Consider the following 13,499-nt stretch of genomic DNA (forward strand, 5'->3'; position numbering starts at 1 on the left):
CGGATGGAGGATGCGGCGTCATGCCCCCACGGTGGAGGGGAACGAGCCGGCCACGGCCTGGCGGGCGAACTCGACCACCTGGGTGCGCAGATCGGCCTGCGCCGCGGTCTCTCCGAGGATCAGCCGGGTCATCTGCGGCACCGCGTTCGGCCAGGCGGCGAGCCCGATCAGGCTCAGCAGGCAGGCGGCCACCTTCGGGGCGTCGTCGGTGCCGAAGGTCGCGGCGAGGGCCTGGACCTTGCGCTCGTAGTGGCCGGCGCGACGGGCCTCGTTGGGCAGCACGTCGTCCCGGTAGTGCAGCCCCTCCCACAGGAACAGGCGCACCAGCTCCGGGTGGGCGCTGTGGAAGTCGTAGACCCGGCCCACGTACTCGGCGGGGTCGTCGCCGGGCTCCAGCGGTACGGCCTCGGCCAGCTCGTCCAGGGCGCCGGCCACCACCAGGTCGAAGAGCTTCTGCTTGTTCCCGAAGTAGCCGTAGATGCGCTCCTTGTTCACGCCCGCCAGCTCGGCGATGCGGTCCACGCGGGCGCCCGCAATGCCGTGAGCTGCGAATTCCTTCTTGGCGGCGGCGAGCAGCCGGGCCTTGGTCTGGGTCGTGTCCTGGGTCATGGCTCCAGCGTAGAGCGGTTCCCCCCAGAAGCCAACCAACTAGATGGTTGACAACCAACTGGTTGGTTGCCTACCTTCAGAGTGTCGCCGCAACGGGAACCCGGAATCGGGCCCCCGACCGGCCCCAGGACACGCAACACCCGTACGCCCCGCACCACTTGCACGCCTTGCCCGTACGCCCCCGCGTCCACGGCCCTTCCGAGCAGAGTGAGGACCCCGCCCCATGGCTGCCACCACCACCAGCGACGTCGCCCGCACCGGTCTGGCGCTGTCCCGAGCCGGCCTTCCGTTCCACGGAGGGTGGGAGGCGGCCGGAACACGCCGGGAGACGCACGACGGCCGCCCCGTCACCGTCGTCCGCTTCCAGCAGCCCGCCCCGCAGCAGTCCGCTCTCTCCGGCGGGCCCCACCTGAGCGTGGTGCTCGACGACGAGGACGTCCTCCTCGGCTACACCCGGCTCGCCGTACCCCCACCGGGTGCGGAGCGGGAGCTGCCCGGCGAGGACGAGGCCCGCACCGCGGCCTTCCGGTTCCTGACCGGGCTCGACCCGCAGTACGCCGCCGCGCTGGCCGTCCAGTGGGTCGCCCCGCACCACGAGCAGATCGCCGGCCCCGGGAACGAACCCGTCACGGTCTCCGGCACCAAGGTCAAAACCCGCCACCCGGACGGCCTGTACGCCTGGGTCGTGATCGGAGCCGACCGCACCGTCCTGACCTTCGAACGCGATATCCGCTGGGACTCCGCCGCCGGCCGCCGCGGCACCGAGATGTGGCTGCACGACCGCTGGATCGCCGCCCGCGAGGGCGCCGGCATCCAGCCGTCCGCGCCGTACGCCCTCGTATGAGTTCCGACCGCCCCGCCCACCCGCTTCGCACCGCCATCGAGGAGAACGCCATGACCACCATGACCACCGCGCCCGCCGTCACCGCCGACCGCACCGCTCAGCACGCCGCCCCGCAGCACGCCGCCCCGGCTCCGGCTCCGGCGCTCCCCTCCGTGCACATGCGGGCCCTGCTGACCTGGCTGGCCGTCTACCCCTGCATCACCCTCGCGCAGATCGCGCTCGGCCCGGCGCTGATGCCGCTGCCCGTGGCCCTGCGCGTCCTGGTCATCACCGGGCTGGTGGTCCCGCTCGTGGTCTACGTCCTGGTGCCGAATCTGCTCAAGGTCCGGGCCGCCGTGCTGCGGCGGAAGCAGGGCTGAGATCGGCCGGCCGTGTCCGGCGCGAGCACGAGCCCCACGCGCGGCCGGCGGGCGGAAGACGGGACAGCCGTCTCCCGCCCGCCGGCCGCTCGGGCAACCCCTGTGGCTGAAAGCACAGTCGGCTAAGCTGCCTTCGCATTGTGCGGTTGGAAATGAGCCACCGCCCGGCCAGGGCGGCGGACATTCCGCTGGGGGAGGACACAAGTGCTGGTCACGAAAAGGCTGCTGCCCGTCTGCGTCACCGGTCCGCACACCAGACGTGCGGGGAAGGCGGGCGTATGAACGGCGAGGCACCGCTCCACAGAGCAGGCACCGTTTCCGAAAGTCGTTTACAGAGCAACGAGGAACTGGTCATCGTCCAGTACCTCGAACGGCTTCGCGCCATCAACAGCCCGCTCGCCCTGAGCGCCGAAGCCTGGTCCCAGTGCGAGCTTCAGGCCCGCCGCATCTACCGGGACTGCGCCCGCAGTTACACGGCCGGAAAGCCGCTCGTCTCCGACACCCATATCGCCGAAGTGGTCGACCTCGGCGGGGAACGGGTACGCCAGGGCGTCCATCTCACCCACTCGGTGCGGGCCGGTGTGCTCCTCTTCGACCTGGTCCTCGACCGGATCGTCGAGTGGACCGAGGCCGACCAGGCCCCCTGGAGCTCCTACACCGCCGCCGTGCGCTCGCTCCAGCACAGCGTCGGCCGCCGCCTGGAAGCGGGCTCCATCGGCTACGACTCCTTCATGCTGGCCAGGGTCCGGGAGGTGCACAAACAAGGGCACCGCAAACTCGCCCGCGAGATCCATGACCAGATCGGCAACTCCCTGAGCCTGGCGATGCGCCAGATCGAGCTGTACGAACTGGAGTTGAGCGGCCGCGGCGAGGACGTGCCCAAGCATGTACGGGCCGCACGGGAAGCCGTGCTGGAGACCCTCGCCAGTACCCGGGAACTGGTCACCGAGCTGCGCAGGCCGACCGTGGCCGGCTCGCTGGAGACCGCGCTGAACCACTTCGTCACGTCCATGGGCGACGCCCGCACCCCGGTCCAGCTGTGGGTCCGCGGGCTGGACGAGTGGATCCCGACGGCGGTGTCCGAGGAGCTGTTCCTCATGGTCCGCGAGTGCCTGCGCAACGTCTACCGCCACGCGGAGGCGGGCAACGTCGTCGTCCACATCGACATCGCCCCGCACGAGATCCAGACCGAGGTCATCGACGACGGCCTCGGATTCGACCTCCCGTCCGTGCACCGCAGCGGCCGGTCCAACGGGCTGACGGGACTGGAGGAGCGCGCCGAACTGCTCGACGGCACCCTCAACATCGACTCCTCACCCGGCCGGGGCACCCACGTCACGATCTGGATCCCGATCAAGGAGGACCCCGCGCCCCCGCCGCTGGGGCCGGGCCGGGCACCGGGGATCGAGGGACGCCGATGACCGCCGCCCCGGTACGGATACTCGTCGCGGACGACCACACCCTGCTCCGCGAGGCGCTGTGCGACCTGCTGCGTTCCGAGCCGAGCTTCGAGATCGTCGCGCAGGCCGGCAATGGCGAGGACGCCATCCGGATCGCCGCGGAACTGCGGCCCGAAGTCGTCCTCCTCGACATCGAGATGCCGCTGAATGACCCGCCCGTGACCGTACGCCGCCTCCTGGAACGCGATCCGGGCCTGCACATCATCGTGCTGAGCATGTACGACGGGCAGCACCTCGTACAGGAGTTGCTCGCGCTCGGCATCCGCGGCTATCTGCACAAGAGCACCGGACGCGACACCCTGGTGACGGCCATCCGGGACTGTGTGCTCAGCAGCCGGAACACCGTCACCGTCTCCATCTCGCCGGACAGTCTGCGCGCCCCGGCTCCCGAACCCGAGGGCACCGACCGGCTGTCCGAGCGCGAGGCCGAGGTGCTGGCACTGGTGGCCCAGGCGATGAGCAACCGGCAGATCGCGGCCCGGCTGGGCATCGCCGAGGGGACCGTCAAGCGCCATATGCGCAACATCTTCAGCAAGCTCGACGCCGTCTCCCGGATCGATGCCGTCAACAAGGCCACCAGCAACGGCATGCTGGCGCGCCGTCCCAACGGGCCGTCCTCCCTGGCACGGTTCCCCGCGCGCCAGGGCTTCTGACCGCCCGGGCCGCCCTGCCGCGGAACGCACGTGCCCGGCCTCGGCACGCTGGGGTGCGAAGACCGGGTGCTGCCGCCGGGGCGCCGGCGCGGCAGGTGCTCAGACGGCGAGCTGCAGGAACAGTGCCACGTGCACCAGGTGCTGGGAGACCATGAAGGCCCGGTACGGCGCCCGGCCGCGTGCCGGGTCGTGCCGGGTCGTCCAGCACAGCACCGCCACGGTCAGGGCCCCGCCGAGCAGCACCAGCGACGGCACCCGGAGCACCGGCGACGACAGGCCCGCGAGCAGGAACCCGGCCGCGACGGCCGGTGCTCCGACCGCGGCGACCAGGCGCGCGGCCGACGGGCCCCAGGCGGTGACGGAGGTACGGCGGCCGGCCGCGGCGTCCCCCCGGGCGTGCGAGAAGTCCTTGGTCACCGCGCCCACCACACACATCCACAGCGACATGGTCACCGCGAGCGCGACCGTCGCCGCGGACGGCGCGCCCCCGCCGACGGCCTGCCAGCCCGCCGCGTACGTCAGCAGCCCCATCACCAGCACCGCCCCGGAGGCACCCAGGGCGCTGCACTTGAGCTGGAACGGCGCCCCGGAGTAGGCGTAACCGATCACCAGGTAGAGCAGAACGAACCCGACGAACAGCGCATCACCGCAGGCCAGAGCCGTGACCAGGGAGCCCCCCGCGGCCGTCCAGGTCAGTGCGGCGGCGGTCCGCGGCGACAGCTCCCCGCGGGCGATCGGCCGGCCGGTCCCGTTCACCCGGTCCTCCGCCACATCCGAGACGCCGTTGAGGCCGTAGGCGAAGAGCGAGGCCAGCAGCCACGCGATACCCGGGCCGATCAGCTGGTGGCCCCACCCCGCCGGGCGGTGTGCCGTCGTGGTGACGGCCCCGGCCAGGAACCGCAGAAAGAAGATGATCTGGACGCACGGCCGGCTCTCTTCCAGGAAGAGGCGGAGGGCCCGCGCTGCGCCCGCCGTGCGGACTAACGAGATGTTTCGCGGTATTTGCGCTATGTATTCCCCCATGCCCGGAACAGTAGCCAGAGGGCAGGAGGCCGCACATGCCCCGTCGGCAGGTCATCCGATACCCCTTTAGGGGGATGAGGGGGTATCGGATGACCCACCGGCAGAGCATGTGCGGCCTGGCATGAGGGCTTCGCGGGTCACTGCTCCCGCTGCGCACCGGTCACCGAGGGCAGGTTGACCAGCAGCGCCGCGAGCAGACCGATGATGAGGCCGGTGAAGTGCACCTGCTGGGCCGCGCCGATGTAGATCCAGTAACCGAACCACATGCCACCGGACAGGAAGATCAGGAACAGCCCGACGAAGGCACCGAGGGCGAGGTTGGCCCGCTGGGTCGTCGCGATGCCCGTCCGCGCACCGCGGGCCCGGCGCCACATGCCCACCGCGGCCCAGGCCAGCAGCGCCACCGCGGCCACCTCGTAGACGATGACGCCGATCAGCGCCGGGGTGGCGAAGGACTCCGGCATCGCCTTCCACTCCAGGCCGTTGCCCCGCACCGGGTCGTGGACCAGGTCGGTCATGGTCAGCATCCGCGCGATCAGCGCACGGTTGGTGGCGAAGTCGGTCAGGTTGTTGAGCGTGACCAGGCCCAGCCACAGGGTCAGGCCGCTCATCAGGAAGGCATTCAGGGCGGTCAGCCGGGAGCGGACGGAGAGGTCGGCGGCGGCCGCGGTGGAGCTCGGGGCGGCGGCCTTCAGGGACGGTTCGGCGGTCAGAGCCATGGCGGATTCTCCTCAGCGGGGCACGGAAGGAAGCGAGTGGTGCGGTGCGCTTCAGCCTGCCGGGCCCGGAACCGCGCCGACAGCTCCCTCTTCGGCCTGCCCGATCGGCCTGGCCGGCGGGCCCGCCCCGGCGGAGTCGTGAGTTGTCCACAGGGTCGACGAGGACCCCCTCGGAACTCGTAGGCTTCAGGAATGGCTCTGGCGGACGTGGAAGTGGTCGTGGACATGGATGTGGAAGGCGCTTCGGACGCAAGCGAGGCGGTGCAGGTGCTCCGCCGGGTGTTCGGGTACGAGTCGTTCCGCGGCAGTCAGCAGGAGATCATCGAGCACGTCGTGGGCGGCGGGGACGCGGTCGTCCTGATGCCGACCGGTGGCGGAAAGTCGCTGTGCTACCAGATTCCCTCGCTGGTCAGGGGCGGTGTGGGGGTAGTCGTCTCGCCGCTGATCGCATTGATGCAGGACCAGGTCGATGCCCTGCGGGCGCTCGGGGTGCGGGCCGGATTCCTGAATTCGACCCAGGATCTGGAGGAGCGGCGGCTCGTCGAGGCCGAGTTCCTGTCCGGGGAGCTGGATCTGCTGTATCTGGCGCCCGAGCGGCTGCGGGTCGAGCAGACGCTGAACCTGCTGGACCGCGGAAAGATCTCGCTCTTCGCGATCGACGAGGCGCACTGCGTCGCGCAGTGGGGCCATGACTTCCGGCCGGACTATCTGGCGCTGTCGATGCTGCACGAGCGCTGGCCCGAGGTGCCGCGGATCGCGCTGACCGCCACCGCGACCGAGGCCACCCACAACGAGATCACCTCGCGGCTGCGGATGGCGGACGCCCGGCATTTCGTGGCGAGCTTCGACCGGCCCAACATCCAGTACCGGATCGCGGCGAAGAGCGAGCCGAAGAAGCAGCTGCTGGACCTGCTGCGCAACGAGCATGCGGGGGACGCGGGGATCGTCTACTGCCTGTCGCGCGCCTCGGTCGAGAAGACCGCGCAGTTCCTGGTGGAGAACGGCATCGCGGCAGTGCCGTATCACGCGGGGCTCGATGCGCGGACGCGTGCCGAGCACCAGTCCCGGTTCCTGCGTGAGGACGGGCTGATCGTGGTCGCCACGATCGCGTTCGGCATGGGCATCGACAAGCCCGATGTGCGGTTCGTGGCGCATCTGGATCTGCCGAAGTCGGTGGAGGGCTACTACCAGGAGACGGGGCGTGCGGGGCGCGACGGGCAGCCGTCGACGGCCTGGCTGGCGTACGGGCTACAGGATGTGGTGCAGCAGCGGAAGATGATCGACGGATCGGAGGGCGACGAGGCCCACCGTCGGCGGCTGTCGGCCCATCTCGACGCGATGCTGGCGCTGTGCGAGACGGTGCAGTGCCGGCGGGTCCGGCTGCTGGCCTACTTCGGCCAGGAGAGCAGCGCCTGCGGCAACTGCGACACCTGCCTGGCCCCGCCGGAGACCTGGAACGGCACGGTCGCCGCGCAGAAGCTGTTGTCCACGGTCGTACGGCTGAAGCGTGAGCGCGGGCAGAAGTTCGGCGCGGGCCAGATCATCGACATCCTGACGGGGAAGAAAACCGCCAAGGTCATTCAGTTCGATCACGACGGGCTGAGCGTCTTCGGGGTCGGGGACGATCTCCGGGAGGCCGAATGGCGGGGAGTCGTGCGGCAGTTGCTGGCGCAGGGGCTGCTCGCCGTCGAGGGTGACTACGGCACGCTGGTGCTCACCGACGCGAGCGGCGAGGTGCTGGGCGGCCGGCGCGAGGTGCCGATGCGGCGGGAGCCGGAGAAGGCGGCGCGGGCGGCCAAGGCGAAGTCGAAGGGCAAGCGTGCGGCGCCGGCGGACCTGCCGGCAGAGGCACTGCCGGTCTTCGAGGCGCTGCGCGGCTGGCGGGGACGTACGGCCAAGGAGCAGGGCGTACCCGCGTATGTGATCTTCCACGATGCCACGCTGCGGGAGATCGCCACCGCCCGGCCGACGACGACGGACGAGCTCGGCACGGTCAACGGGGTCGGCGAGAACAAGCTCGCGAAGTACGGATCGCAGCTCCTGGATGTGCTGGCGGGGCGCGAGACCGCCGGCGAGGAGGGCGACGGCGCGACGACCGAGACGGCGGGGGCGACAGCACGAGCCGCGGCCACGCCGGCGATCGAGGCAACAGGGGCGGCCGGGGCACCGGGGATGACCGGGGGCGCCGGGGCGTCCAGGCGGAGCGGTGCGGCAGTGAGTGCTGCTCCTGTGGCCCCTGAGCCCGAGGACGAGGAGGCGTTCCCGGAGCCGCCGGATGACATCGACTGGTGACAGCGCGGTCGGGCGGTCGCCGACGGGGCGGGAACCGCGTCGGTGGCCGTGCGGCCGGTGCACGCACACCGCTGGTGGGTCCGTCGGCCGGGCCCGGCGCGAGACCGGGCCGCGGGGCGGGTGAGCTGCCGGGGGGCATCCGGCCTCCGGCGGGCCGACCCGTCATGCCGCTCGGGGCGGGTCAGGAATCAGCGCGGTGGGCGTCGCGGGGAAGCCGGAGGATCGCGTGGGCGCCGCCGTCGGGGGCGTTGGTGAAGCGGAGGTCGATGCCCAGGACGGCGGACTGGCCGACGGCGATGGTCAGGCCCAGGCCGTGGCCCTTCCCCCGGCCCGGGGCGTCGGTGCGGAAGCGCTGCGGGCCGTGATGCAGCAGGTCTTCGGGGTATCCGGGGCCGTGGTCGCGCACCTCGATGGCCGGCGGGCCGCCGGGCGGGGCGTCGACGGTGACGAGGACGGGGGGCCGGCCGTGCCGGTGTGCGTTGATGACGAGGTTGGCGACGATGCGGTCGAGGCGGCGGCGGTCGGTTTCGACCACCGCGTCGGCGGAGATCTCCACCACGGTGTCGAAGCCGGTGGCGCGTACGGAGCTTTCGACCAGCGTCCCGAGGTCATAGGCGGCGAGGTCGGCGTGCTCGGTGCCGGAGTCCAGCCGGGAGATCTCCAGCAGGTCCTCGATGAGGCCCCGTAGCGCCCGCAGCCGGTCGTTGATCATCTCCTTGGGGCGGCCCTCGGGGAGCAGCTCGGCCGAGGCGAGGATGCCGGTGAGCGGCGTACGGAGCTCGTGGGCGACATCGGCGGTGAAGCGCTGTTCGGCCCGGAGGCGGCTCTGCAGGGAGCCCGCCACCGAGTCCAGCGCCGCGGCCACCGCCGCCACCTCGTCCTGCCCCGTGGAGCCGCCGTCCGGCCCCTGATCCGCGCCGTTGCCGACCCGGGCGTCCAGGTCACCGGCGGTGATCCGGCGCGCGACCGCCGCCGTGGTGGCCAGTCGGCGGCTGATGCGATGGGCCAGGAACAGTCCGGCGAGGGCGACGACCGCGGCGGCGAGCACGGCCGAGCCGAGGATGGCGGTGTCGAGATTGTCGAGGGAGCGGCGGGTGTTGCCGTAGGGCGACCAGACGGCCATGACGTGGCCGTCGGCCGGCGCCGCCGCCCACATGACGGGGCGGCCCCGATACGTCCCCACCATGGTGCCGCGCCGGCCGGAGCGCGCCAACCGGCGCAGATCGGCGGGCAGTTGCGGCGGGTCGAGGAGGGAGTTGAGGCCCTCGCGCGAGGTGCCGTACTCGAAGAGGTCCAGGGCGGTGTCGAGGTTTGCCCGGGTCTCCTTGCGGACCTGGCCGACGGTCTGGCGGGCCACCTCATCGCGGACGAGGGCGCCGAGGACGGCCGCGACCGCGCAGCTCACCGCCATCACGGTCAGCGCGATCTTCCAGCGGAGGGAGACCGCGGGGCGTTTCACGGGCTGCCGCCGCCGGGCTGCGGGGTCTGGGACGTACGGGCGTCGTCGAGGGTGAGGTTCCACAGGCCCATCGAATCGCCGTCCCAGAGATAGTCGATGACGCTGACGTAGCGCGGATCCTTGGTGGGCTCGCGGATGGCGAGGTGCCCGGCCGCCAGCTCGACACCGGCCAGCACACCGCGCAGTACGAGCACCCGGGTCACCACCGAGTCCCGGACGCTGTACACCCGCAGCTCGCTGTTGCGGGGATCGAGGTTGACGGCCATGAGCAGGTCCGGTTTGCCGTCGCCCGTGAGGTCGTGCAGCTCTGGGCGGCGCACGGCCTTCGGGGCGGGCGGCGTCTCCCCCTGCGCGGTGATGTCCGCGTCGAGGACGGCGAGCGGCTTCGCGTCGGCCATGGAGCCGCTGGGGATGCGCGGGACATGCGGTACGGGCACCAGGGCCGCCGGATTCTCGTCACGCCTGGGCGGGGCGGGCGAATAGTGCGGCCACAGCACCAGTGGCGCATCCACGTCCCGGGCGCGCCCCTCGCTCTGCAGCCCCTCCACGTCCGCGCATCCGGTCGCGAGGAGAGCGAGGGAGGTGAGGGCGGCGAGGCTGGAGAGGAGGGAGCGGACGCACGGAGCGGAGAAGGCAGAGGGACGGGAGCGGGCGGAGTGCATGAAGCGGGCCGGGAGAGGGGTCGGCGCCGTGCGGGGTCGCAGCCGTCGCATGCCGTCGCCACCGCCTTCGCGCCTTCGCGCCGTCGCGCGTATCCACCGGCGCACTTTCGCGCCTTCGCTCCTGTTCGCCCGCGCGCCTGTACGCCCTCTCGCCTCGCACCCCGGGCCGTGCTTCCGACAGTCCGATGGCCCCGTGGAACCGATCGCCCCTCGTGACCACTCTGCGTAGAAAACTCCTCATAGGTGGACGTAATTCGACACAAATCTATCCAAGTCAGTCACGAACGGAATCTTTGAGTCGGCCATTCTGGCGGCTTTTGGGGCCTTCGCCCCCGCCGGGAGGGGGCTCCTTCACATGACCGCCCCCAGAGATCTCGGTGACTGTTACACAACGTACGGATTACCGTTAAGGACGCTCCGTAGCGTGCTCCTTAGTAACCACACCCCTACGGCGGCCCGAGCCGCCCACGACGAGGAGTACCCATGCGGGCCCAGCACCGCTCCGTGATCCGTACCGCCACCGTCGCGACCGGTGCGCTGGCCGTCCTGCTGCTTCCCGCAGGTGCCGCCTTCGCCGCCGACTCCACCGCGCCCACGGAGAGCCGGAAGTCGATCATGCTGCCCGACAACGGTCTGGCCGGGCTGGCCGAGAAGGCCGGTCACCTGCCCAAGGCCGGGGTGATAGGCGGTGCTGGTGCGCTGGGCGTGGCAGGTGCGGTGCTCGCCGTGCACCGCCGGCGCCACGGCAGCCGGGCACGCCGGGCCCAGGCCTGAGCGAGCCGCGACAGGGACGCCGGGCCTGATCGGCGACGCCCGGGGACGCCAGGCCTGATCCGCGGCAAACCGGGACGCCAGACCTGAGCCCCGGCCTCGCGCCCAGCCGAGCTCGCTCCCCCGACCCGCTACTCCTCCCCCACCAACCGCTGTACCTCCTCGTACCCCAGCACCTCGCCGCCCGCCCCGGCCGCGCCCGTGGACCCTTGCCGGCCCGTACGGATGGCGTCCGCCGCCGTGAGCGTGGCCTGCAGCGCCGTACGGAAGAGCAGCGAGCCGGTGCTGATGCGACGCACGCCGAGATCCGCCAGACGGCTGACGGTGTGCCGTCCGGGGGCGAAGAGGATGTTCACCGGGGCGGGGATCTCGGCGACCAGAACCGACACGTCCTCGTCGGCGATGACACCCGGTACGAAGATGCCGTCCGCGCCCGCGGCCAGATAGGTCTCGGCGCGTTCGAGCGTCACCGACAGCGGTGGCGGGCTGTCCGCCAGCCAGTGGGTGTCGATGCGGGCATTGAGGAACAGGCCCGGCGCCCGTTCCTTCACCGCCCTGAGCGATTCCGCCTGGCGCACCGGATCCTGCAGCCCCTCACCGCCGGGCAGCCCGTCCTCCAGGTTCAGCCCGGCGGCCCCCGCCTCCGCCAACTCGGCGGCCAGGTCCCCCACTTGCCCGGCGTCGCCGCCGAACCCACCCTCCACGTCGATCGTGTACGGACAGGCCAGCCGGCCGTTGAGCCGCAGCGCCAGGGCCATCGTCGCGTCCCTGGCCTCGGCGAGCCCGCGTCCGTCCGGATAGCCATGGGCCGCGGCGACGCCCAGGCTCGTGGTGCCGACCGCCGCGTATCCGGCCCCGGCGAGCGCGACAGCCGAGATGACGTCCCAGGCGTTGGGCAGCAGCAGCGGCTGGTCGGCATGGTGCAGCGCATGGAAGTGGAAGGTGGCGTACTCCGGGGAGGTGCTCATATGGGCACCGTAGGCCGGAGTCCCTTCGGTAGGCGCCGAAGACTCGCGGCGGACAATGGAGTCATGACCACTCCGGCGTACAGCTCCGAGCTCGCACGGCTGGCCGCACTGCTCGCGGACCGCACCCGGGCGGCCTTCTGCCTGGCCCTGCTCGACGGCCGGGCCTGGACGGCAGGCGAGCTGGCCGCGTATGCGCAGGTCGCCCCCTCGACGGCGAGCGAGCATCTGACCCGGCTCACCGACGGCGGGCTACTGGTGGAACGCCGCCAGGGCCGCCACCGTTACGTCCAGCTCGCCGGTCCGCGCGTCGCCGAGCTGCTGGAATCCCTGACCGCACATCTCGCCCCGCCGGCCGAGCCGCCCCGTGGGCTGCGCGCCGCGAGCGCCTCCGCCGCACTCGCACGGGGCCGCACCTGTTACGACCACCTGGCCGGCCGGCTCGGCGTGACGATCACCGACGCCATGACCGGACGGGGGCTGCTCGACCAGGACGGCGGGTTCGCCCTCACCGACACCGGGCGGAACTGGCTCACCGACGGCCTGGGGATCGAGCCGGCCACACTGCGCCCGGGGCGGCGGCCACAGGCCCGCGCCTGCCTGGACTGGACCGAGCGCCGCACCCATCTCGCGGGCACGGCCGGCGCCCGGCTCTGCGACCGGCTGCTGGAGCGACGCTGGGTCCGCCGGATCGGCAGCGGCAGGGCCGTACGCCTCACCCCGGACGGAGCGACGGCGCTGCACGACCTGCTGGGGATCGATGGGGAGACGGCGGATCTGATGTGAGGGGGTGAGGGGGCGCGAGCGGGGGCCGGCCTCGGGCGAGCGGCTGACGTCCCAGCGCCGCTGCCGAAAGGTGCATGCACACGGGTGCCGCCCCTCACGCCATCGGCCCCGAGCCCGACTCCCGACGAGCCCCGAGTCCCTGCCCCTGCCCCTGCCCCTGCCCCTGCCCCTGGCGACTCCCGACGAGCCCAAGCCGCTGCCCCAGCCCCAAGCTTGGGCAGCCGGCCCTGAAATCCCGGTGCCGCGCCCGCCCCTCCCCCGTACCGTTACGAGCATGATCGCGACACCGCGCCCGGACGAGACCGCGCCCGCCACCCGCACCCTCTGGCGCCCCACCGGCCCCGAGGAGCTCGCCCTGGTCGAGGCGTCCGGCTGGCGCGCCTGGCCGCCGCGGCTGCCCGACCAGCCGATCTTCTATCCCGTGCTCAACGAGGACTACGCGATCCGCATGGCCCGCGACTGGAACGTGCCGGCCTCCGGGGTCGGCCATGTCACCCGCTTCGAGATCGAGGCGGACTTCGCCGAGCGCTATCCGGTGCGCCGGGCGGGCGGCGAGACGATCCTCGAACTGTGGGTTCCGGCAGAGGAGTTGGCGGAGTTCAACCGGCATATCGTCGGGCGCATCGAGCTCGTGCGCAGCTTCCACCCGCCGCAAGGATCATGACGGCGCATCCAGCCGTCCCGCCCCGACGCCCCCTCCTGCTGACCTCGGCGCAGCGCACCAGCACGGCCACCCTGCTGGCCGAGGCCGCCGCCCGCCGTGGCCTGGAGACGGTGACGCCGACCGGGCCGGACACCCTGCGCACCCTGGCCGGGCGGGCGGTCCACTGGTACGGCGGGCCGCGTATCGCCGGACGGCGCCCTGGCCACCGCCACCCGCTACGCCGTCCACGGCCG

The 13,499-nt window shown here is 72.1% G+C and carries 14 protein-coding genes; 8 read left to right on the forward strand and 6 right to left on the reverse strand.

Features of this window, described 5'->3' with window-relative positions:
• Positions 1-18: 18 nt before the first annotated feature.
• Positions 19-609, reverse strand: coding sequence for a TetR/AcrR family transcriptional regulator (locus tag Scani_RS32915; RefSeq protein WP_159481382.1), 591 nt, complete (start codon positions 607-609; stop codon positions 19-21).
• A gap of 223 nt (positions 610-832) precedes the next feature.
• On the opposite strand from Scani_RS32915, the gene Scani_RS32920 reads away from it, so the two are divergent.
• The 4 genes from Scani_RS32920 (at position 833) to Scani_RS32935 (ending at position 3,925) form a co-directional block, all read left to right on the forward strand.
• Entirely contained in the window at positions 833-1,453 is a 621-nt protein-coding gene (locus Scani_RS32920; RefSeq protein WP_159481383.1) for a hypothetical protein, read from the forward strand.
• Between the two features lie 50 nt (positions 1,454-1,503).
• On the forward strand, positions 1,504-1,812 hold the full coding sequence (locus Scani_RS32925; RefSeq protein ID WP_159481384.1) for a putative antibiotic biosynthesis monooxygenase: 309 nt from the start codon (positions 1,504-1,506) through the stop codon (positions 1,810-1,812).
• A 278-nt stretch (positions 1,813-2,090) separates the two neighbouring features.
• Positions 2,091-3,233 carry a sensor histidine kinase gene (locus Scani_RS32930; RefSeq protein WP_159481385.1) on the forward strand — a complete coding sequence of 381 codons (1,143 nt, stop codon included), beginning with the start codon at positions 2,091-2,093 and terminating at the stop codon, positions 3,231-3,233.
• A complete protein-coding gene (locus tag Scani_RS32935) occupies positions 3,230-3,925 on the forward strand; it encodes a response regulator (protein ID WP_159481386.1) in 696 nt (231 codons plus the stop codon). The genes Scani_RS32930 and Scani_RS32935 overlap by 4 nt, the downstream gene beginning before the upstream one ends.
• 99 nt (positions 3,926-4,024) lie before the next feature.
• On the opposite strand, the gene Scani_RS32940 is transcribed toward Scani_RS32935, so the two are convergent.
• Both Scani_RS32940 and Scani_RS32945 read right to left on the reverse strand, forming a co-directional pair.
• Complete coding sequence (locus Scani_RS32940) at positions 4,025-4,948, reverse strand: UbiA family prenyltransferase (protein ID WP_159481387.1); 924 nt, start codon at positions 4,946-4,948, stop codon at positions 4,025-4,027.
• Between the two features lie 137 nt (positions 4,949-5,085).
• Entirely contained in the window at positions 5,086-5,667 is a 582-nt protein-coding gene (locus Scani_RS32945; protein WP_159481388.1) for a DUF2165 family protein, read from the reverse strand.
• Between the two features lie 192 nt (positions 5,668-5,859).
• Here Scani_RS32945 and recQ point away from each other — a divergent pair, with 192 nt between their 5' ends.
• Positions 5,860-7,959, forward strand: a complete 2,100-nt coding sequence (gene recQ, locus Scani_RS32950) for a DNA helicase RecQ (RefSeq protein WP_159481389.1) — start codon at positions 5,860-5,862, stop codon at positions 7,957-7,959.
• A 181-nt stretch (positions 7,960-8,140) separates the two neighbouring features.
• On the opposite strand, the gene Scani_RS32955 is transcribed toward recQ, so the two are convergent.
• The gene (locus tag Scani_RS32955; RefSeq protein WP_246296284.1) at positions 8,141-9,418 is read right to left on the reverse strand and encodes a sensor histidine kinase; all 1,278 of its coding nucleotides are present in this window, start codon (positions 9,416-9,418) and stop codon (positions 8,141-8,143) included.
• Entirely contained in the window at positions 9,415-10,131 is a 717-nt protein-coding gene (locus Scani_RS32960; protein WP_159481390.1) for a hypothetical protein, read from the reverse strand. Before Scani_RS32960 ends, Scani_RS32955 begins: the two co-directional genes overlap by 4 nt.
• Positions 10,132-10,563: 432 nt before the next feature.
• Here Scani_RS32960 and Scani_RS32965 point away from each other — a divergent pair, with 432 nt between their 5' ends.
• Positions 10,564-10,854, forward strand: a complete 291-nt coding sequence (locus tag Scani_RS32965) for a hypothetical protein (RefSeq protein WP_159481391.1) — start codon at positions 10,564-10,566, stop codon at positions 10,852-10,854.
• Positions 10,855-10,982: 128 nt separating this feature from the next.
• On the opposite strand, the gene Scani_RS32970 is transcribed toward Scani_RS32965, so the two are convergent.
• On the reverse strand, positions 10,983-11,819 hold the full coding sequence (locus Scani_RS32970) for an isocitrate lyase/PEP mutase family protein (protein WP_159481392.1): 837 nt from the start codon (positions 11,817-11,819) through the stop codon (positions 10,983-10,985).
• 63 nt (positions 11,820-11,882) lie between these two features.
• Here Scani_RS32970 and Scani_RS32975 point away from each other — a divergent pair, with 63 nt between their 5' ends.
• Both Scani_RS32975 and Scani_RS32980 read left to right on the forward strand, forming a co-directional pair.
• Positions 11,883-12,602, forward strand: coding sequence for an ArsR/SmtB family transcription factor (locus tag Scani_RS32975; protein WP_159481393.1), 720 nt, complete (start codon positions 11,883-11,885; stop codon positions 12,600-12,602).
• 274 nt (positions 12,603-12,876) lie between these two features.
• A complete protein-coding gene (locus Scani_RS32980) occupies positions 12,877-13,266 on the forward strand; it encodes an ADP-ribosylation/crystallin J1 (protein ID WP_159481394.1) in 390 nt (129 codons plus the stop codon).
• The last annotated feature ends 233 nt before the right edge of the window (positions 13,267-13,499 follow it).

This window comes from Streptomyces caniferus, assembly GCF_009811555.1.
GTDB classification, from domain to species: domain Bacteria; phylum Actinomycetota; class Actinomycetes; order Streptomycetales; family Streptomycetaceae; genus Streptomyces; species Streptomyces caniferus.